At 69.0% G+C, this 20,341-nt stretch carries 19 protein-coding genes; 12 read left to right on the top strand and 7 right to left on the bottom strand.

Annotated features, from left to right (window positions below; genetic code table 11):
- Positions 1-129: 129 nt before the first annotated feature.
- Entirely contained in the window at positions 130-417 is a 288-nt protein-coding gene (locus QCD70_RS10340) for a putative quinol monooxygenase (protein ID WP_301215825.1), read from the bottom strand.
- 39 nt (positions 418-456) lie between these two features.
- On the opposite strand from QCD70_RS10340, the gene QCD70_RS10335 reads away from it, so the two are divergent.
- Together QCD70_RS10335 and QCD70_RS10330 are read left to right on the top strand one after the other, a co-directional pair.
- Positions 457-945, top strand: coding sequence for a hypothetical protein (locus QCD70_RS10335; protein WP_301215822.1), 489 nt, complete (start codon positions 457-459; stop codon positions 943-945).
- A 53-nt stretch (positions 946-998) separates the two neighbouring features.
- Positions 999-2,006 carry a diacylglycerol/lipid kinase family protein gene (locus QCD70_RS10330; RefSeq protein WP_301215819.1) on the top strand — a complete coding sequence of 336 codons (1,008 nt, stop codon included), beginning with the start codon at positions 999-1,001 and terminating at the stop codon, positions 2,004-2,006.
- Here QCD70_RS10330 and QCD70_RS10325 read toward each other — a convergent pair whose 3' ends face one another.
- Positions 2,007-2,927, bottom strand: a complete 921-nt coding sequence (locus tag QCD70_RS10325) for a serine hydrolase (protein WP_301215816.1) — start codon at positions 2,925-2,927, stop codon at positions 2,007-2,009. It lies immediately after the preceding gene.
- A gap of 168 nt (positions 2,928-3,095) precedes the next feature.
- Here QCD70_RS10325 and QCD70_RS10320 point away from each other — a divergent pair, with 168 nt between their 5' ends.
- Complete coding sequence (locus tag QCD70_RS10320; protein ID WP_301215814.1) at positions 3,096-4,454, top strand: hypothetical protein; 1,359 nt, start codon at positions 3,096-3,098, stop codon at positions 4,452-4,454.
- 77 nt (positions 4,455-4,531) lie between these two features.
- Here QCD70_RS10320 and QCD70_RS10315 read toward each other — a convergent pair whose 3' ends face one another.
- Both QCD70_RS10315 and QCD70_RS10310 read right to left on the bottom strand, forming a co-directional pair.
- Positions 4,532-5,134 (bottom strand): hypothetical protein, encoded by a 603-nt coding sequence (locus QCD70_RS10315; RefSeq protein ID WP_301215812.1) that lies wholly within the window; start codon positions 5,132-5,134, stop codon positions 4,532-4,534.
- A gap of 30 nt (positions 5,135-5,164) precedes the next feature.
- Positions 5,165-7,117, bottom strand: coding sequence for a M13 family metallopeptidase (locus QCD70_RS10310; protein ID WP_301215810.1), 1,953 nt, complete (start codon positions 7,115-7,117; stop codon positions 5,165-5,167).
- Between the two features lie 26 nt (positions 7,118-7,143).
- Here QCD70_RS10310 and QCD70_RS10305 point away from each other — a divergent pair, with 26 nt between their 5' ends.
- Positions 7,144-8,457, top strand: coding sequence for an MATE family efflux transporter (locus tag QCD70_RS10305; RefSeq protein ID WP_301215808.1), 1,314 nt, complete (start codon positions 7,144-7,146; stop codon positions 8,455-8,457).
- Positions 8,458-8,486: 29 nt separating this feature from the next.
- Here the strand turns inward: QCD70_RS10305 and QCD70_RS10300 are convergent, their stop codons facing one another.
- The gene (locus QCD70_RS10300; RefSeq protein ID WP_301215805.1) at positions 8,487-9,083 is read right to left on the bottom strand and encodes a LysE family transporter; all 597 of its coding nucleotides are present in this window, start codon (positions 9,081-9,083) and stop codon (positions 8,487-8,489) included.
- A 14-nt stretch (positions 9,084-9,097) separates the two neighbouring features.
- Complete coding sequence (locus QCD70_RS10295) at positions 9,098-9,850, bottom strand: metallophosphoesterase (RefSeq protein WP_301215803.1); 753 nt, start codon at positions 9,848-9,850, stop codon at positions 9,098-9,100.
- A gap of 241 nt (positions 9,851-10,091) precedes the next feature.
- On the opposite strand from QCD70_RS10295, the gene QCD70_RS10290 reads away from it, so the two are divergent.
- The 5 genes from QCD70_RS10290 (at position 10,092) to QCD70_RS10270 (ending at position 14,350) form a co-directional block, all read left to right on the top strand.
- A complete protein-coding gene (locus tag QCD70_RS10290; protein WP_301215801.1) occupies positions 10,092-11,156 on the top strand; it encodes an NAD-dependent epimerase/dehydratase family protein in 1,065 nt (354 codons plus the stop codon).
- The gene (locus QCD70_RS10285; RefSeq protein ID WP_301215798.1) at positions 11,153-11,851 is read left to right on the top strand and encodes a glycosyltransferase family 2 protein; all 699 of its coding nucleotides are present in this window, start codon (positions 11,153-11,155) and stop codon (positions 11,849-11,851) included. The genes QCD70_RS10290 and QCD70_RS10285 overlap by 4 nt, the downstream gene beginning before the upstream one ends.
- A gap of 124 nt (positions 11,852-11,975) precedes the next feature.
- The gene (locus QCD70_RS10280) at positions 11,976-12,632 is read left to right on the top strand and encodes a TIGR04282 family arsenosugar biosynthesis glycosyltransferase (RefSeq protein WP_301215795.1); all 657 of its coding nucleotides are present in this window, start codon (positions 11,976-11,978) and stop codon (positions 12,630-12,632) included.
- A gap of 9 nt (positions 12,633-12,641) precedes the next feature.
- On the top strand, positions 12,642-13,898 hold the full coding sequence (locus tag QCD70_RS10275; protein WP_301215792.1) for a molybdopterin-dependent oxidoreductase: 1,257 nt from the start codon (positions 12,642-12,644) through the stop codon (positions 13,896-13,898).
- Positions 13,895-14,350, top strand: coding sequence for a hypothetical protein (locus tag QCD70_RS10270; protein WP_301215789.1), 456 nt, complete (start codon positions 13,895-13,897; stop codon positions 14,348-14,350). The genes QCD70_RS10275 and QCD70_RS10270 overlap by 4 nt, the downstream gene beginning before the upstream one ends.
- 92 nt (positions 14,351-14,442) lie before the next feature.
- Here QCD70_RS10270 and QCD70_RS10265 read toward each other — a convergent pair whose 3' ends face one another.
- Complete coding sequence (locus QCD70_RS10265; protein WP_301215787.1) at positions 14,443-16,413, bottom strand: amidase; 1,971 nt, start codon at positions 16,411-16,413, stop codon at positions 14,443-14,445.
- 166 nt (positions 16,414-16,579) lie between these two features.
- Between QCD70_RS10265 and QCD70_RS10260 the strand changes: the two genes are divergently transcribed.
- The 3 genes from QCD70_RS10260 to QCD70_RS10250 all read left to right on the top strand — a co-directional run bounded on the left by QCD70_RS10260 (position 16,580) and on the right by QCD70_RS10250 (position 20,329).
- A complete protein-coding gene (locus QCD70_RS10260) occupies positions 16,580-17,260 on the top strand; it encodes a hypothetical protein (protein WP_301215784.1) in 681 nt (226 codons plus the stop codon).
- 97 nt (positions 17,261-17,357) lie between these two features.
- Positions 17,358-18,749: a glycosyltransferase family 87 protein gene (locus tag QCD70_RS10255; protein ID WP_301215781.1), complete on the top strand. Its 1,392-nt coding sequence runs from the start codon at positions 17,358-17,360 to the stop codon at positions 18,747-18,749.
- The gene (locus tag QCD70_RS10250) at positions 18,746-20,329 is read left to right on the top strand and encodes a glycosyltransferase family 39 protein (RefSeq protein ID WP_301215779.1); all 1,584 of its coding nucleotides are present in this window, start codon (positions 18,746-18,748) and stop codon (positions 20,327-20,329) included. The genes QCD70_RS10255 and QCD70_RS10250 overlap by 4 nt, the downstream gene beginning before the upstream one ends.
- Positions 20,330-20,341: the final 12 nt, after the last annotated feature.

The raw sequence follows: 20,341 nt of genomic DNA, 5'->3' as shown, positions 1-20,341 counted from the left end.
AAACCCCCACCTACCGGCTCGCCCGACTCCTCGAAGCGGCCTAACCCCCAGCGTTGCAACCACCACTTGACATTGCCGACGGATGACGCGGCCACTTTCCGCACCTCAGTGAGGCTTAGGTGAGCGCGGCTACTCGGTCGGCGCAGGGTCGATCTCGTAGCGGCGCTCGATGCCCGCCGTCACGCGGCCCCACTCGCTGTCGGCGACGCGGCGCTGGTGCGCTGCGAACGACTCCGCATCCTGAAACAGCTCGTCGACCTGCCACACCAGCTCATCGTGCGTGCGCGTCACCTCGAACGAGACGCAGCCCGGCTCCGCTCGAGTGAGCTGCGTGTGCAGGGGCAGATTCTCTTCGACCACGCGAGCCTGTTCGAGGCTGTCGCAGACGAGCTGACCGGTCAGGCGCACAGAACTCATGAATCGAGAGTGGCACACGGCCGACGGTAGGGTCGAAACATGGGATCCCGAGTTCGCGTCGCGCTCTCGACCTCGCTGCTGGCCTGCGCTCTCGGGCTCGGCCTCGTGGGCTGCATCACGACGACGCCCTCCCATTCGACATCCTCGGTCGAGCGCAGCGCCGACGAAGCCGAGGCGACCTTGAAGTCGATCCCGGGAGTCTCCGACGCTCGCATCGGCCCCGCCAAAGACGGTTTTCAAACGTATATGAGCATCAACATCGAGCTGTCGGATGACTTCTCGGGCTCGGACACCGAGCTGCTCGACCAGGTGCTCAGGCAGGTCTGGTCGCAGACCGAGGTCGCGCCCGAACGGTATGCCGTCATCCGCGTGACCGGCGCGGGCCGCACGGCATCGGGGGTGGCGGCGGCCCTCACCGAGCTCGATATCCGCTCGATGGAGTATGCCCAGACGGCATTGTCGATGATCTCCGCCGATCTGGAGGCCCGTTACGGCACCTGGCCCCTCCGACTCACGTCGACACACTGACACCCACGCGAGGCGCGGTCGAGCACGGCCGTCGGGCACTATTCTTGGCTGCCGTGACCGGAGATTCTGCTGTGGCGCCGCCCCTCCGGAGGGCCGCCGTCGTCGTCAATCCAGCGAAGGTCTCGATCGAGACACTGCTCGCGGCCGTCGTCGCCGAGGAGGCCCGCTCCGGCTGGTCGGCCTCGGAGTGGTTCGAGACGAGCGCTTCCGACGACGGCAGGTCGGCGGCCGAGGAGGCGGTGCGCTCCGCTCCCGACCTCATCGTCGTTGCCGGAGGCGACGGAACCCTCCGGGCTGCGGCGGAGGCCCTGGTCGACAGCGGCATCCCCCTCGGGCTGGTGCCGTCGGGAACCGGCAACCTGTTCGCCCGCGAGCTGAGCCTGCCTCTGAACGACCTGACGGCATCCATCGCCACCGCGTTTCTCGGCAGCGACCGCCCGGTCGACGCGGGCCTCGCCGTTCTCGAACGAGCGGATGGGAGCGAGTCCCAGCACGCGTTCCTCGTGATGGCCGGCATCGGCCTCGACGCCCACATGGCCGGTCACACAAACGAGCGTCTGAAGAAGCGCATCGGCTGGCTCGCCTACTCGGACCCGATCGCACGCAGCATCTTCGGCAACAGGCAGTTCGACCTGAGCTATCGCCTCGACGATCGGCCCGAGGTGGCGACCCGCGCGCACACCGTGATCGTCGGCAACTCGGGCATGCTCACGGGCGGCCTTCTGCTGCTTCCCTCGGCGGTCATCGACGACGGGCGCCTCGATGCCGTCATCTTCCGCCCGGGCCGCGGCTCGGGCTGGACCAACATCGGCTATCGCCTCGCCTTCAACCGGATGCTGCACCGCACGCGGTTCGGCCGCCTGGTCGCCAGTCTCACCCCGACCCCGCGCGCGATCCGCTGGGCCCAGGCCTCGCGCATGCGCGTGCGGTTTCCGGAGGCCCAGGAGATCCAGCTCGACGGCGACACCCATGGACCGGTCACGGCCGCCTCGCTCTCCGTGCGGCATCACGGGCTCGTCGTGCGAGTGCCCCGCGTGCCCGCTGCGATCGATCGCGACTGACTAGAAGACGTACTCCAAAATGTCCGTTCCGAGCGTGCGCATGCCGTCGAGCACCGCGAGCCGGCCGGTGAGATCGGTGTCGTTGAAGCGCATCGTCACGGCGTAGGCCACGGTCGCGCTCGGACCGCGCAGCACGCCGGCCTCGCTGCGCACGCCCACGTCGGTTCCCGTCTTGTTCGTGAGGATCAGCCCGTGGTCGCTGGTGCGATGAGCGAACGGGTCGAGCCCGAAGGCGCTCGCGACCATCGAGAGGTCCGAGCCCAGGGCGAGCCACTCCATGACCTGCTGGCTCGTCGCCACGTCGACGATCTCGCCGCGCGAGAGGCCGGCGAAGAGCGTGGCGAGCTCACGCGCGGATCCGACGGAGAGCTGGGGCGCGTCATCCGGCCCGCGGTAGTCGCGAACGGTGTCGAGCAGGAATGTGCGGGTGAGACCGAGCGCCTCGCCGCGGGCGCGCACGGCGTCGAGACCGACCCGCCTGATGAGCACGTTCGTGGCCAGGTTGTCGCTGGCCCCGCCCACCAGCGCGGCGACGTCGCCGACGGGAAGCGCGGGCACCTGCAGGTGCTGCCAGAGACCCGAGTCGGCCACCGAGTCCTGGGCCGTGCGATTCAGGATGCCGTGGGCCGTCTTGTCGCCGGCGCTCAGCCGGGCGGCGACCTCGATGAGCAGAAGCACCTTGCCGATCGACGCGGTGGGAACGGAGAGGTGGTCGTCGACCGAGAACAGCAGGCGGCCGCTCTTCACGTCGATGACGCAGGCCGTGATCTGAACTCCGGACAGGGCCAACTGGGTGAGGCTGGCGAACCCGCGGCGGAACGAATCGTCGCCGGCCGGGGTGGCACCCGATCGGGCGCGTCGGGCCGTGGGCGCATCGGGCGAGTCGCCTCGCCTGTTGCGCCGCCTGGTGGACTCCGCCATCTCGCCCCGCTTCTACCGACCCCCTCTCCGCACGGTCGCATGACCGAAACTCGCGTGAGGGATAACGGGTATCGTGCCACATCCACCTGTGATCGGCCATCGAGTGACACATGCGTGGGATATGCACCAGCCTCGATTCGACTGGGGGTCCTCTGACAGAATCGACACATGTCCGATCCCCGCGAGCCCTCCGACCCCGAGTCCACCGAGAACACCCCCGCGACGCCCGCGGAGCCGACGCCCAGCGAGCCGACTCCCAGCGAGCCGACGCCGGCCGCGCCGTCGTCGCCGAGTGCGCCGCCGTTCCCCGGAGGCACTCCGGCCGCGCCATCCACGCCGCCCACTCCGCCCGCGCCGCCGACCCCTCCGACTCCGCCCGCGCCCTCGTTCGCGCCGCCCACGGCACCGCTGCCGCCGGCATCCTCCTCTCTCCCCCCGGTGCAGACGCCGCCGACAGCACCGCCGGCTCCCGCCGCCCCGAGCTACGGCCCGCCCAGCGGCGGCGCCTCCTCGCCCGCGCCCTCCTACGGAGCGCCGCCCGTCTACGGGACCCCGGCATCCACCGGCTCGTCTGCGCCGACGCCGTCGTACGGATCGCCCTACGGCTCGGGCCCGACGCCGGCCGGCGCGCCGCCCGCGGGCGGGCTCCCGTACACCACCCCCTACGCGCCCGGCCAGATTCCGCCGCGCAGCAAGGGCGGCTGGATGGGCATTCTGAGCATCGTTCTCGGTGGGTTGGCCCTGTTCGTGTGCTGGATCCCGTTCCTGAACTACCTGACGGTCTTCGGCGCGATCGCCGGTCTGGTCTTCGGCCTCATCGCCCTGTTCCGCAAGTTCGGCTCGCGGGCCCTGTCGCTGACGGGAACGATCGTCTCGGGTGTCGCCTTCCTCCTGACCGTCGTCTTCATCGTCATCTACACGCTCGCCTTCTTCACGGCCGATTCCGGCCCCGACTACACCGATACCCCGTACACCTCGAGCCCCTCCGACGACCCGTCGGAATCCGACTCGCCCGATGAGCCCACGGCCGCACCCGGCGACCCGACCATCGTGCCCGGCGATGCCACCCCGTCGGCCGGCGCGACCGTCTGCGCAGACGGAACCGCGATCGCGGTCGGCAAGGCGGGCATCCTCACCTACGACGGCGAGAACCAGGCCGAGGTCACGATCGACGACGTCCAGCTCGACGCCACCGACGTGGTGCTCGCCGAGAACTCGCTCAACGAGACCCCGCCCGACGGCTACCAGTACGCGCTGATCTCACTGACGATCAAGCAGCTGGGAACCGAGTCGTTCCCGGCGGGTGCCAGCCGCGGCATCTTCAAGGGCGTCGCCGAAGACATCGCATCGCCCGCCGACTACGCCGTGCTGCCCGAACCCGAGCTGCTCTTCGCCCCCGACCTCTCGCCGGGCGACTCGGTCACCGGAAACATCGCGGTGTTCGTGCCCACCTCGGGAGCGGACTCCGGATCGCTGCTCGTCGACAACTACTTCACCGACAACACATGCGAGCTGAAGGTCGGCTAGCAGCTGTCACACCAATAGTCCCTGCTGCGGACAGTAGTTACCGGCGCACCGGTACATACTGTCCGCAGCAGGGACTATCACGGCCAGAGCGAGCGCACGTTCGCGACCATATCTCGCAGTGCTGAGCCGTCGAGCACCATCCGGACCTCGCCAATGCCGCGAGCCTTCCATTCGGCGACCAACTCGATCGACCCAGCGGGCGGCAGGGGCCAGAGCCAGAGGCGCGACGAACTGGAGTATTCGCGATCCCCGCCTCCGCCTCCGCCCCCGTAGTTCATCAGCGACCACCCGCTCGGCTCCTCATCGAAGCTCATGCGATTGCGGAAACGGTCTACCGTCGTGACTGCCGATCCATCAGCCAGGGCCAGTCCGAACCGCAGCTCGGATCCGCTGGGGTCGGAACCGAAGCCGAAGTGGCCCATACCGGTGGCAAGCTGCCATCCGGTCGCGCTCTCGCCGAGGCGGCGCAGCTCCCAGTCGATCTTGATCAGGAGACCGGTCGAGTAGACGTCGACATGCGACACGCTCAACGCCGTTCCCTCCGTCTGCGCCAGGAACTCGCGCACGAGAAGACGCGCCGGATACTCGTCCGACGGATGCTGCAGCCACGGCGGCGAGACCTGCACAGGCGGTTCGGGCTCCGGCTCAGAAGAGGGAGCGGGGAAGAACGATCCGTCCATCAGCAGTACTCGCCTTTCGTCATCGTCATCTCACCAGATCGTGACGCGCTCCTCGGGAGCCAGCCACAGGGCATCCGACTCGGTCACACCGAAGGCGTCGTAGTACTCGTCGATGTTGCGCACGATCTGGTTGCAGCGGAACTCGTTCGGCGAGTGCGGGTCGATCGACAGCAGACGGATGACCTCCTCGTCGCGCGACTTCTGCTGCCAGGCCTGCGCCCACGACAGGAAGAAACGCTGCACGCCGGTGAGGCCATCGATCACGGGCGGCTCCTGACCGTCGAGCGACAGAAGGTACGCGTCCCAGGCGATGCTGAGGCCGCCGAGGTCGCCGATGTTCTCGCCGATGGTGAGGGCGCCGTTCACGTGCTGGTCGGGAACCTGCGCGGGAGCGAGCGCGTTGTACTGGTCGATCAGCGACGAGGTGCGCTTCTCGAACGCCTCGCGGTCGGCCTCGGTCCACCAGTCGGTGAGCCGGCCGTCGCCGTCGAAGCGCGAGCCCTGGTCGTCGAATCCGTGCCCGATCTCGTGGCCGATGACCGCGCCGATCGCGCCGTAGTTGGCCGCGGCATCCCGACTCTCGTCGAAGAAGGGGTACTGCAGGATGGCCGCCGGAAAGACGATCTCGTTGAAGCCGGGGTTGTAGTAGGCGTTGATGGTCTGCGGCGTCATGAACCACTCGTCGCGGTCGAGCGGCTTGCCGATCTTGCCGAGTTCGCGCTGGAACTCGAACTCGCTCGTGGCGCGGATGTTGCCGACCAGGTCCTTCGCGTCGATCGCGAGAGTGGAGTAGTCCCTCCATTTCACGGGGAACCCGATCTTGGGGGTGAACTTGTCGAGCTTGTCGAGGGCCCGCTCGCGCGTGGCGGGCGTCATCCACTCGAGGTCGGTGATGGATGCCCGGTACGCCTCGATGAGATTGGCGACCAGCACATCCATGGCCGCCTTGGCGGTCGGCGGGAAGTGGCGGTCGACGTAGATGCGGCCGACGGCCTCGCCCATGGCGCCCTCGACGAGGGAGACACCGCGCTTCCAGCGCGCCCGCATGCTCGGCGTTCCGGTGAGGGTGCGCCCGTAGAAGTCGAAGTTCTCGTTCACGAAGACGGCCGGCAGGTAGGCCGCAGCACCGTGCACGACCTGCCACGACAGCCAGTCGCGCCACTGATCGAGCCTCTCCTCGGTCAGAAGCGACGCGACGCCCGACACGAAGGAGGGCTCGCGCACGACGAGCTCGTCGAACACGCCCTCCGGAGCGCCCAGCGCGCTGCGCCAGAGGTCGAGGTCGACGGTCGGCGCCGATGCGGTGAAGTCGCTCCACGACACGAGGTTGTAGGTGGCCTGGGCGTCGCGGGTGCGCACGTTGTCCCAGTGCGTGGCCGCGATCGCGGTCTCGAGGTCGAAGACGCGCTGCGCGCGGGCCGCGGGGTCGGAGAGTCCCGCGAGCGCGAGCATCCGCTCGATGTGCCCCAGGTAGGCGGCTCGGATCTCGGCGAACTTCTCGTCGCGGTAGTAGCTCTCGTCGGGCAGTGAGATTCCGCCCTGCTCGAGGAACACGAGGTAGCGCTCGGGGTCGCCCGGATCGTTGTCGACGAACAGGCGGAAGAAGCCGCCCACGCCCTGACGCTCGAGACGAGCGGCCGTCTCGAGCAGCTCGTGCACGCTCGACACGGCGGCCGCTTCGGCGAGCTGCGGCTCGATCGGGGTGGCGCCCAGTTCTTCGACGCGCTCCTCGTCGAGGAAGCTGGCGTAGAGATCGCCGAACCTGCGCTCCTCGCTGCCCGGCGCGGCATCCTGCGCCTCGATGATGATGTCGCGCACGGCCTTCTCGGCCTCTTCGTGCAGCTGGTAGAACGAGCCGTCGCGGGCGCGGTCGTCGGGAATGACGGTGCGGGCGATCCATTTTCCGTTGACGTGCCTGAACAGGTCGTCCTGGGGGCGGATCGTGGGGTCGAGTTCGGTCGAGTCGATGCCGGAAGTCGTCATCCCGCCAGCCTAGCTAGGCTCGCAGGGTGAAGGCACTGGATAGGGACATTCTGCGCCTCGCCGTCCCCGCCCTCGGAGCCCTGGTCGCCGAGCCCCTCTTCCTGCTCACCGACACCGCGCTCGTCGGGCACCTCGGCGAGACACCGCTCGCCGGCCTCAGCATCGCGAGCGCCCTTCTGCAGACCGCGATCGGACTGCTCATCTTTCTCGCCTACGCCACGACTCCGACCGTCGCGCGCAGGCTCGGCGCGGGCGACAGACCGGGCGCGATCCGGGCCGGCGTCGACGGCCTGTGGCTCGCGCTGCTGCTCGGCATCGGGCTCGTCGCGGTCGGCATCGTCGCGGCCCGCCCCCTCGTTCAGCTCTTCGGCGCGACGGCCGCGGTCGAGGAGCAGGCCGTCATCTACCTGACGGTGTCGCTCGCCGGACTGCCCGCGATGCTTCTCGTGATCGCGGCCACCGGTCTGCTGCGCGGACTGCAGGACACGAAGACGCCGCTCATCGTCGCCGTCTGCGGTTTCGCTGCGAACGCCGGCCTCAACGCCCTCTTCATCTACGGCTTCGGCGCGGGGATCGCGGGCTCCGCAGCCGGCACGGTCGTGGCCCAGTGGGCGATGGCCGCCGTGTATCTCGTGATCGCGGTGCGGGCATCCCGGCGCGACGGCGTCAGCCTGCGGCCCGGGCTGGCGGGCGTGACCGGCGCCGCGGCATCCGGCGGCTGGCTGTTTCTGCGCACGGCGAGCCTGCGCGCGGCCCTGCTCGCGACGGTGGTCGTCGCATCCGATCTCGGGGTCGTCGAGCTGGCGACCTTCCAGATCGCGTCGACGCTGTTCTTCACGTTGGCCTTCATCCTCGACGCCCTGGCGATCGCCGGGCAGGCGCTGGTCGGCCATGGCCTCGGGGCCGAGGATGCGCCGCGCGTGCGGGGCGTGATGCGCCGGCTCGTGCGGTGGGGAATCGGCGCAGGCGTCGCGCTCGGGCTCGGCCTCGCCGCGCTCTCGCCGGTGCTCGGCTCCGTCTTCTCCTCGAGCCGCGACGTGCAGCAGGCGCTCCTCGTGGTCGTGCTGGTGATGGCGATCGGGGTTCCCCTCGCGGGCTACGTCTTCGTTCTCGACGGGGTGCTCATCGGCGCGGGAGACGCGCGCTACCTCGCCCTGGCCGGCCTCGCGACCGTGGTGATCTACGCGCCTCTGCTGCTGCTCGTCGCGCTGTTCGGCCCCGACGGCACGGCCGGCCTCGTGTGGCTGTGGCTCGCCTTCGGCCTCGGCTACATGAGCGCGCGGGCCCTCACTCTGGGGCTGCGCGCCCGCGGAACCGCGTGGATGCGAACCGGCGGTTAGCGCTTCTGCGCCGATCAGCGGTAGTCCGCCTACAGAACTGCGGTGACTGCCGTAGCACCACCAAGGAGGATCAGCACGACAGCGGCCGCGACTAAGAGGACTCCTCTGGCCCGGGATGAACGGCCGAGGGAGGGAAAGGCGCTCACGGTCAGGGTCACGAGCAGCAGCCAGACCAGCATGAGTGCGATGTGGGTCATTGCGAACACGAGAAAGAGGGTCAATCCGCTCAGCCCCGTTCCACGAAGCGCGGGAACGACGACGACGTAGAGACTGAGCGCTTTGACGTTCGTGATCACGGCAACGAACGATAACCCGACCAATCGAGCCGCAGGCGTCGAGTCCCCCAACGATTGATCCCAGTTTCGGAGTGCCCGCATAAGCGCCATCAGGCCGAAAGCAATCAGGGCCGCGCCGCCGACGAGCCCCCAGATCGTCATCGTCGTTCGATTGCCAGCGATCAACGTGCCAAAGCCGCTGGCGCCGAACACCGCGGCGATGATGAGGATCCCCAACGCCGTACCGGCCCAGACTCGGATGCCGGCGCGCCGATCTCCGGCGAGTGCCGCACCGACGGTGATGGTGAAACTCGCACCCGGGCTGACCACAAAGGGCAGTGCGGTCAGCACCAGGGGCCCCAGATTCACAGTGCCGACGGGCTGAGGTAGTGGAACACCGTCCTGATCGTGCGGTCGGTAATCGTGTGTAGCGCCAGGCCGGGCATGGCTTCGGTATCGGCAATCGGATCGACCTTGCTGCCCAGCCGCATCGTGGAAACGATTCCAGGAGCGCCAAGAACCGGCACGCCCTCGAACGTCGTCGCCAACGCAGCGTGGACATGTCCGGCGAAGACCCCGATCACCTGCGGAAACTCCTCCAGGATCGCCGCCAAATCCCCAGGATTGGTGAGACGAAACGAGTCGTCTGCCAGGTGATGGCCGATTGGAACCGGCGGATGGTGGAGCGCAAGAATGCTCGGCACCTCCGTCTCCGCGATCCGAGCGCGGGCGAATTCCAGCGTCTGCTGCGAAAGAAATCCGTCGTCGCGACCGTCGATGTGTGAATCGAGTCCAATCAGACGCAGTCCATCGAGGTCGAGGAAAGAATTGAGCTGCGCATCGAGGGAGCGGGACCGGCCGGCCGCATCCGCAGCGTCGATCAGTGGCGCAGCCAGGTCGTGGTTGCCCGCGACGACAAGGGTCGGGAGGGCCGGGGGCAGCGCGGCAAAGAATGCGCCGTACTCCTCAGCCGCTCCGTGGTCGGACAGATCGCCGCTGACGAGAAGGGCGTCTACGAAACCAAGATCGAGAATCTGCTCGAGTACAGCGTCGAGTCGTCGGCATCGAAGCGTCGATAGATCGAGATGCGGGTCGCTGAGGTGCGCAATGACGGGCACGATGCCTCCAAGTCAGATGTACAAACTGGCCCCGGTTTCAGTTTGGCAGAGCACTGACTCTCTGTCGTCGTCCGTCTGGTCGCGAAGAACAAAGGTTGGTGAGATGTCGCACATGGCGGGTTCGGCGCCAGGCGAGCCGCCATGTGCGACATCTCACGGCCCAGTAGCACGGGAATGAACCCCGACGGAGCGCCCATGACCGGCGGTTAGGCTGATCATCCACATCTTGGAGGGTCAGCACATGCCGCATCTGCTCGTCACCGGCGGCGCCGGCTTCATCGGCAGCGAGATCGTACACCAGGCTCTGGATGCCGGATGGTCGGTGCGCGTGCTCGATTCGCTGCGGGCCGACGTGCACGAGACGGCCCCGGAGCTCGAGCCCCGCGCGGAGTTCGTGCTCGGCGACGTTCGCGACGAGCAGACCGTGGCGCGTGCGCTCGACGGCATCGACGCCGTCTGCCACCAGGCCGGCAAGGTCGGACTCGGAGTCGACTTCTACGACGCCCCCGACTACGTCTCGTCGAACGAACTGGGCACCGCCGTGCTGCTCGCCGGCATGACCCGGGCGGGCATCGACCGCTTCGTGGTGGCGTCATCGATGGTGGTCTACGGCGAGGGCGACTACCGCAACGCGGCCGGTGAGGCCGTGCGTCCTCCCGCCCGCACGGTCGCCGACCTCGAGGCCGGCCGCTTCGAGCCGCTCGACCCGGCCACGGGCGAGGCCCTGCTGCCCGGGCTGATCACCGAGGACGCCCCGCTCGACCCGCGCAACGTCTACGCCTCGTCGAAGCTCGGCCAGGAGTACCTCGCCACCTCATGGGCCCGCTCCGCCGGCGGACGGGCCATCGGCCTGCGCTACCACAACGTCTACGGACCGGGCATGCCGCAGAACACGCCCTACGCCGGCGTCGCCTCGCTGTTCCGCTCCGCGCTCGCCCGCGGCGAGGCCCCCCGCGTCTTCGAAGACGGTGCCCAGCGCCGCGACTTCGTGCACGTGAGCGACGTGGCGGCCGCGAATCTGGCCGCCCTCGACGCAACTGCGACCCCCGAGGCGGCATCGACGTTCCGCGCCTTCAATGTGGGCAGCGGCGTCGTGCACACCATCGGCGACATGGCCGCCGCGATCGCCCGCGCCTCGAACGGCGCCGAGCCCGTGGTCACGGGCGAGTTCCGTCTGGGCGACGTGCGCCACATCACGGCGTCGAGCGAGAGGATCGCGCGCGAGCTCGGCTGGCGGGCGTCGGTCGATTTCGATGCCGGAATGGCCGAATTCGCCACCGCCCCTCTGCGCTCGGCCGCCTCGTGACCGGGGCCGACGCGGCCGACGCGCCGCAGGCATCCATCGCCCTCGTCGACGTCGTTCTGCCCTGCCTGAACGAGGCCGAGGCGCTGCCCTGGGTGCTGTCGCGCCTGCCCGAGGGTTACCGCGCGATCGTGGTCGACAACGGCTCGACGGATGCCTCGGCCGAGATCGCGCGCGCGGCCGGTGCCACGGTGGTCGCCGAGTCCCGGCGCGGTTTCGGCGCGGCGGCGCACACCGGGCTGCTCGCCGCGACGGCGCCGATCGTGGCGTTCTGCGACGCGGATGCATCGATGGATCCGTCGATCCTGCCCGTGCTCGTCACGCGCATCACCGACGGTCGGACCGATCTGATCCTCGGCCGACGAGTGCCGACCACCCGGGGGGCCTGGCCGGTGCACGCCCGATTCGCCAATCGCGCGCTCTCGTTCCTCATCAAGCGTCGCGCTCACATAGCGATCCGCGACCTCGGCCCCATGCGCGCCGGGAACCGCGAGGCCCTGCTGTCGCTCGACCTGCAGGACCGCCGAAGCGGCTATCCCCTCGAGATGCTGCTGAAGGCATCCGCCGCGGGCTGGCGCATCGAAGAGCTCGACACGCCCTACAGCCCGCGGGTCGGCCGCTCGAAGGTCACGGGCACGATCCGCGGCACGTACATCGCGATCAAGGACATGTCGAAGCTGCTGCGCGAGGTGCGCTGACGGCCCTGCCATACAGCAGATCGGAGCCGAAAGGAATCCGATCGGGTGGTCGCGACGAAGTACATAGAGTGACGACAACGAGTCGATCACTCGCAGTACATCTCGAGTTGAGGAGACTCCGCCCATGCTCACCATCGCCGTCATCGCCAAGGAGTGCATCCCGGGACGCGTGAAGACGCGGCTGCACCCGCCGTTCTCCCTCGAGGAGGCCGCGGAGATCGCGGCGGCGAGCCTCGGCGACACGCTGGATGTGGTGCGCAGCGTGCCGGCCGACCGGCGCATCCTGTTCTTCGACGGCAGTAACCCGCCCGCAGAAGCCGACGGTTTCGAGATCCTGCAGCAGAACGAGGGAACGCTCGACGAGCGACTCGGTTACCTCTTCGACTCGGTCGACGGGCCCCTGCTCATGATCGGCATGGACACGCCCCAGGTGAGCCGCGCCCTGGTCGAGCCCGCGGTCAGCCGCTGGCACGACGACATCGACGCCTGGTTCGGATTCGCCAGCGACGGCGGCTTCTGGGCGCTCGGGATGCGCGAGCCCAGCGGCGATCTCATTCGCGGTGTGGCCATGTCGGAAGCCGAGACGGGCCGCGACCAGTTGGAGCGCCTGCTCGAGGCCGACCTCCGCGTGAAGCTGCTCGCCGAGATCAACGACGTCGACTCCATCGACGACGCCCGCGAGGTGGCGGCGATCGCCCCCGACGGCCGTTTCGCCGAGGTGTTCGACCGGGTCAGCCTCCGCGCCGGCGTGCGCGAACCTCTGCTCGATCGACGGGCCTAGGGTCATAGCGTGAGACGCCTTCTCGCACTGACGCAGCAGGCTCTCGCCGCGCCACCGCGCAATCCGCGCATGGCCGTCGTCATCGGCCGTCTCCTCGCGATCGCGTTCCTGCTCTGTTTCGGCACCGGCCTCTACAGCCACTTCCTGCAGGAGCCCGAGCCGTGGATGCGGTTCTCCACCGTGCCCGCGCAGCTGTATCAGGTGACCCAGGGCATCCACATCACCGCCGGAATCGCCTGCTTCCCCCTGATCCTCGGCAAGCTCTACACGATCTACCCGCAGCTGTTCCAGACGCCCCCGGTGAAGGGGCCGCTGCACCTGCTCGAGCGCGCGTCGATCGCGCTGTTCGTCGGCGCCTCGCTCGTGCAGATCACCATCGGACTGCTCAATACCTACCAGTGGTACCCCTGGAACTTCGGGTTCCGGCAGGTGCACTGGGCGCTCTCGTTCGTGGTCATCGGGTCCCTGGCCATCCACATCGCGGTGAAGCTGCCCATGATCACCCGGTTCTGGACGCGCAATTCCGAGGGCACTCGTGAATTGCGCGGCGAGACGCCGGGTGGCGGCGACGCGTCCGTCGAAGAGACACCGGATGCCGTGGGCGCGCCGGTCGGCGGCGTCACCGGTCGCCTCTTCCGCTGGATCGACGGCTCGCCCGCCGCCGAGCCCGCGGTCAGCCGGCGCGGCTTCGTGACGGCCGTCGGCGTCTCGACCGCGACCGTCGTGGCGCTCACGGCGGGCCAGTCGTTCGCTGCGCTCAGCCCGTTCAACATCTTCGCGCCGCGGGTCAAGGGAACGGGTCCCGCCGGCCTTCCGGTGAACCGCACGGCGAAAGCGGCGCAGGTTCTCGACACGGCCGTCGCGCCCGATTGGAGCCTGACCATTGCCAACGGATCGCGCACGATCTCGATGTCGCGGTCCGAGCTGCTCGCCCTGCCGCAGACCACCGTCGACCTGCCCATCTCGTGCGTCGAGGGCTGGAGCCAGATGGCCACCTGGAAGGGCGTCCGCCTGCGTGATCTGCTCGATCAGGTCGGAGCCGACACCTCGCAGGGACTCAAGCTCACCAGCCTCGAGAAGAAGGGCGGATACCGGGTCACCCAGATGGGCCCGGAGTACGCCTTCGACGCGTCGACGCTCGTGGCGCTCGAGGTCAACGGCGAGACGCTCGACATCGACCACGGCTACCCCGCCCGCATGATCGCGCCGGGCAGGCCCGGCGTGCTGCAGACCAAGTGGCTCAGCAGCCTGGAGGTCGAGGCATGAAGCCCACACGCATGAACCTCGTACGCATCGCCCTGATCGCGATCGGCCTGGCCGGCCTCTTCGCCGGTGCGGTGATCCTGGTGCAGAAGGAGCGTCCCGACCAGATCCTCGGCGTCATCGTATGGATCGGCGCCGCGATCATCGTGCACGACGGCATCCTGTCGCCGCTGCTGCTGGTCATCGACGTCTGGATGCGCCGCACGGGTCGCCGCATCCCGTTCGGGGTGCTGGCCATCATCCAGGGCGGCGTGGTCGTGGGCGCGATCATGAGCCTGCTGGTGCTGCCCGAGATCTACAAGAAGTCGATCGGCACGAAGAACCCTACGATTCTTCCGCTCGACTACGGACTGAACCTCGCCCTCTTCTGGGCTGCGGTCGCCCTGCTCACCGCGGCGGCCTGCGCCCTCTACCTGCGCCGCGCCCGCCGCCGCCGCACCGCGCCGGTCAAGTAACCCTGCCGCTCCAACTCAGGAAAAACCGGGCTCGAACGCCGTTTTCGGCCGCGACGGCCCCGTTTTTCCTGCATTGCAGCCCCCGCGCCGGGTCAGGACTCGCGCGCGGGCAGCGGAACGAAAGCGAGTGACGCGTTCGACCGACCGGTCTGAGTGAGGATCAGCAGCTCGTTGGTCAGACGCGGCCGCGACAGCGACACGGCACCTCGATAGACGCCCGGCATGCTCGGCACGGGGCGCAGGATGTGGCCGTCGGCCCACACGCGCGCGCTGCCCTCGGCGTCGCCCACGCGAACCTCCACCTGCCACGATCGGCCCCGCGCCTCGACCGACACATCCGCGGTGCCGCCGGCCACGGCATCCGACACTGCGCCCGAACCGGCGTCGATCTGGTTGCTCGGCAGGGTCGGCGTGAGGAACGCGGCCTGACGCCTGCGCGTCGCCTGCTCGTACGCCGACGCGTAATCGAGCAGCGCGTCGTCGCTGTAGGCGGCTCCGGCGAAGGTCAGCCCGACGGGCATCTGGATGTCTGACATGAAACCCATGGGCACGGTCACGGTGGGTATCCCGAGGTGGCGGATGACACGGTTGCCGTTGGAGTAGACGACGCCGTTCCGAGACGCCGCCTCGAGGCTCTCGGGCCTCGTGAACAGGTCGTCCCGGCCTACGTCGCCCGCCGCGGGAAAGACCACGACATCGAGCTGCTGCTCGGTCATCCAGTCCTCGAAGTCCTGCTTGCGCGCCCTCTCGAGCCCACGCAACAGGTGATCGAGTCCGGGCACCTCGTCGTAGCTCGCGGGCAGGCCCTGCTTCACCAGCTCGGCGAGGCGCTGCCAGTCGAAGCCTCCGCGGGCACGGGTGATCCACACCGGCACCGGCGCGTCCCGAGTGGGAAACACGGTGTCGCCGTCGACGTCGGCCCAGCTGTTCAGCGTCGGGTCGTCGTTCTCGCGCAGGAACGCGTCGAGCGCCATCGCCGTGATCGGGCCGCCTTCGAGGGCGCGCCAGTTCGCCGGCACGAGTCCTCGATCGGCGAGCCCCTCGGCCCCGGGCCGATCCTCCTCGTAGTTCGACACCACGGGGAAGTCGACCGCCACGACCTCGGCGCCGAGGGCCTTCAGGTCGGCAGCGGCTCGATCCCACAGCGCACGCACGCTCGGCCGCACCACGGGCGGGTCGAGGGGCACGGGGTCCTCGCCGATGTACAGCCGGGGCACCCCGATGCGCAGGCCGTCGAGCCGCTCCCGTCGGGGTCGTGACACCGGATGCGGCAGCACCGACTCGGGCGCCGGGAGGTCGACCGCGCTCTGCTGCCGCCAGAAGTCCCCCGTGGCGTCGGGGTCGTCGACGGCCAGCACGTCGAGCAGCAGCAGCAGGTCGGCGACGCTGCGCGTGTGCGGCACGACGACGTCGCAGCTCGGTCGCAGCGGCCAGTTTCCTCGAATCGACAGCACCCCGCGCGACGGCGTGTAGGCGACCAGGCTGTTGTTCGACGCGGGGGCACGCCCCGACGACACCGTCTCCTCGGCCATGCCGAAGGCGCACATGCTCGCCGCCGTCGCGGTGCCGGATCCGGCCGACGAACCCGAGCCGTAGGCGGCCGTGAGGAACTGCGGGTGGTACGGGCTTCGCGCGTAGTCGTAGACGCCGGGCTGGATTCCACCGGCCGCCATGGGCGGCATGTTCGTCTTGCCCAGCAGCACGGCTCCGGCCGCGCGCAGCTGGGCGACGGATGCCGCGTCGTCGGTCGCGACAAGCTCGGCGAGGGCGGGGCTGCCGGACGCGACGGTCAGGCCCTTCACCTTGTAGCTGTCCTTGACCGTGAACGGGATGCCCTCGAGCGGGCCGGCCAGGCCCGCGCTTCGACGACGGTCGGACTCGGCGGCCTGCTCCAGGCAGCTCGGGTCGAGCACGGCGATGGCGTGCAGACAGAGCCCCGTGCGGTCGTAGTAGGCGATGCGGTTGAGGTAGGCGCAGACGAGCTCGACGCTCGTGACCGCACCCTTCTCGAGCAGCTCGCGCATCTCGACGATGCTCAGTTCCACAACATCGATTCGTTCCATCGTGTTCGCCCTCCGTCGCGTCCATCCTCTCAGCACCGCGGTGGTCTCGATACGGCCGCGGACGGCCTACTCGACCAGCGCACTCGAGACCAGACCAAACCACCTTCGCGAGGGTGCCGAATCATAGGCACCTGCCAAACACGACAGCAAAGAAGAGGAAATCATCATGAACAAGTTCACGAAAGCCACTCTCGGCCTCGCTACGGCCGGAATCCTGGCCGTCTCCATGGCCGCCTGCTCGACGACGTCTGAGGACTCCGGATCGACCTCGTCGTCGCCGTCGTCCTCTGCCGAGACCACCCCGACCCCGGTCGCGTCGATCCCCGAGCTCACCGGTGTCGACACCGCCGTCCTCCTCGACGCCGACTTCGCCGCCGCCCTCACCAGCCTCGGCCTCACCCCCGGCACCGTCGGAACCGCGACCCTCGTCGACGGCTCCCTCATCTTCCCCATCACCGGCGGAAACGTCGACTACTACGACCCCAACGAGTCCTACCGCCCCTACGTGCAGGGAACCATCGAGCACGAAGGCTCCGGCTTCTCCCTCACCGCCGGCGACACCGTCGTCGAACTGACCAACTTCACCATCGACCCCGGCACCTCCAAGCTCTACGGTGACGTCGCCGTCAACGGAACCGTCGCCGTCGAGCAGGCCCTGCTCTTCGACCTGCACGGTGGAACCCTCAAGCCCCTCCAGACCGGCCCGAACGACACCGCCATCCTCGAGGGCACCACGGTGCACATCTCCGCCGACGCCGCTGGCCTGCTGAACGACACGTTCAAGACCGACGCCGTCAAGGCCGGCCTCCTCGTCGGAATCGCCAAGATCACCGTCAACACCAAGTAACACCGCTCCACCAGAATGGCCCGCCACCCCCGTGGCGGGCCATTCCTCGTTCCGCCACCCCCGAACCTTCACAGCCCAACAATGCAAGGATCGATCAGTGAGAACAGTTCTGGCGCTCGTCGCCTCCGCGGCCGTCGCCGTTGCCATCGGCTTCGAGACGACGCAGCTGAACCTCTTCTCCCGCACCGATCGTTCGGCGATGCTGGCGCTTCTCGCCGCGGCCTGGCTGCTCTTCGCCCTTGCGTTCCTGGCCTTGAGAAAAGTGCCCGCCCGGCACGTGACGTCCGTCGTCGTCGCCGGCGCCGTTCTCATCGGCGGAGCCGCGATGCTCGCCCCGCCGAACACGAGCACCGACTCGGCGCGCTACGCCTGGGACGGCATCGTCGCCACCGCGGGAATCTCGCCCTACGACCACGTCCCGGCATCCGACGCCCTCGAAGACCTGCGGCCCGACTGGCTGTTCCCCGCCGACTGCGACGCGACCCGCCTCAACGAGACCACCACAGTTCCGAGCGGCGAGCCGCTGTGCACGGCCATCAACCGGCCGCACGTTCCCACGATCTACCCGCCGCTCGCCGAACTCTACTTCACGGGTGTGCGCGCCCTCGTCGACCCGAGCGTCGAGTACTGGCCGTTCCAGCTGGGCGGGCTCGTCATCTCGCTCGGTGTCACATGGATGCTGCTGGTCGCGCTGCGTCGTCGCGGCATGGACCCGAGGTGGGCGGCCCTCTGGGCGTGGTGCCCCCTCGTCGCGACCGAGGCGGTCACCAACTCCCACGTCGACGTTCTCGGGGTGGCGCTCGCCCTCGCGGCCAGCCTGCTCGTGGCATCCGGTCGCCGTGTCTGGGGCGGAATCGCGCTCGGCGCGGCCATCGCCACCAAGCTCATCCCCGTGATCCTCGCACCGCCGCTGCTCAAGAAACGGCCGCTCACTCTGATCACGGTCTCGGTCGCCACCTTCGCGCTGCTCTACGTTCCCTACGTGGTGATGTCGGGATTCGGCGTGCTCGGCTACCTGCCCGGCTACCTGTCGGAGGAGGGCTACGACGACGGGAGCCGCTTCGCCCTGCTGTCGATCGTGCTTCCCGGATCGGCCGCGCTCATCGTGGCCGCCGCGCTCATCGCCGTGGCGACGGGCCTCGCCTGGTGGAAGTCGGACGCCTCGGCGCCGTGGCTCGCCCAGCTCGCGCTCGTGGGCAGCATCCTCATCATCGTGAGCCCGCGCTACCCCTGGTACGCGCTGCTCGTGATTCCGTTCATCGTGCTCAGCCAGCGCTGGGAGTGGTTCGCGGTTCCGCTCGCCCTGTCGTGGCGCATGACCATGCCCACGCTGGCGGTGACGCGCATCGGCCTCGCGGTTGCCGCCGTCGTGGTGATCGGCGCGTGGCTGTACCGGCGCCGGCGGGCCCGCGCCGGGGCATCCGGCACCCGGCCCATCGCATCCACAGCCCGTGCCGAACCAGATGGCCCGCCGGCGGTGCGCGAGTGACGCCCGGCGCACTCACCGCGCTGCTGAAGCGGCGCATCGAGATTCCTCTTCTGGCCGTGGCGGCGGCTCTGTTCGTGGTCACCGGCAGCGCGACCCCCTCAATCTGGTACGACGAGGCGGCCACGATCGTGTCGGCCACGCGCACCTGGCCCGAGCTGTGGGCGATGCTGCACACCGTCGATGCCGTGCACGGCGTCTACTACGCGTTCATGCACCTGTGGTTCGACCTCGTGGGCTACTCGCCGTTCACCCTGCGGCTGCCGAGCGCCATCATCTCGGGCGGCACGGTGGCGCTCACGATGCTGCTGGCCTCGCGCTTCGGAACCCGCGGATTCGCCCTGCTCGCGGGCGTCGTGCTCATCACGATCCCACGGTTCACCTGGGCCGGCATCGAGGGGCGCTCGTATGCGCTGACCGCGCTGCTCGCCGCGGCTCTGACACTGCTGCTGATGCGCGCGCTGCGAACACCCGCGGGCTCGAGCTCGCGCTGGTCGGCCGTCTGGCCGTGGCTCGTCTACGCGGGCGTGGCGCTCTTCTCGGTGGGCGTCTTCGTGTATCTGTCGCTCCTGGTGGTGGCCCACGCGGTCACCGTGATCGTGCTCACGAGCTCGGGCACCCTGAGCCGGCGTCAGCTGTTCGCCTTCGGCCGCACGGTGGTGCCGCTCGGCGTCGTCTGCATCCCGTTCGTGCTCATCGTGGCGTCGCAGTCGGGCCAGGTCGCGTGGATCGATCCCATCAGCCAGCGCACCCTCACCGGCATTCTGATCACCCAGTTCGCGCCGATGAACCCGCTGTTCGCCATCTTCACCTGGCTCGTGGTGCTCATCGGGATCGCCACCTTCATCGTCGCCCGTCGTGCCTCGACGACCCGGGCCCGGGCCGCGCGCGACCTCATGGCGTGGGTGCTGCCGTGGCTCGTCGTTCCCACGGTGGTGCTGGTACTCACGTCGGTGCTCATCACCCCGCTGTACTCTCCGCGCTACCTCACCTTCCTCGTTCCCGCGCTGGCGATCGCCATCGCCGGCGGCATCGTGGGACTCGGGCGCCTGACCCGCCGCGCCGCGCGGCTGCCTTTCGCTGCGCGATGGCCCCGGATGCGATCGGTTCCGTACACCGCGCTGGCCGCGGTCGCGGGCGTGCTGGTTCTCGCACTGCTGACGCAGCCGTCGTATGTCGCGCAGCGCGGAGCGGAGGCGAAGCAGGACGCCTCGTGGTCTCAGGCGGCATGGCGCGTGTCAGAGGTGGCCTCGTCATTGCCGTCGGACGCCTCGCCCGCCGTCGTGTTCGGAAGCATCGCCTATCACCCGGCAGCCACGGCGCGCGTGGTCGAGTATTCCTATCCGTGGGCATTCACCTCGCTCGACGACGTGGCCCTCGTCGAGCCGATCGGCGTCACCGATCGGCTGTGGGAAACGGCCAGACCGGTCGACGCCACGATGCTCGAGGGCCACGACACGGTGATCCTCGTGTCGAGCGGCCGCGACCGCGAGGTGAACGAGGCCGCCATCGAGGGGGCGGGCTTCGCCGAGGTCGACCGCTGGCACTACACGAACCTCTGGGTGAAGGTCTACAGCCGCTGACCTCTGCTGCTC

This window comes from Agreia sp. PsM10, from assembly GCF_030433855.1.
In the GTDB taxonomy this organism is placed as follows: domain Bacteria; phylum Actinomycetota; class Actinomycetes; order Actinomycetales; family Microbacteriaceae; genus Agreia.
This window is presented reverse-complemented; position numbering and strand designations above follow the sequence as displayed.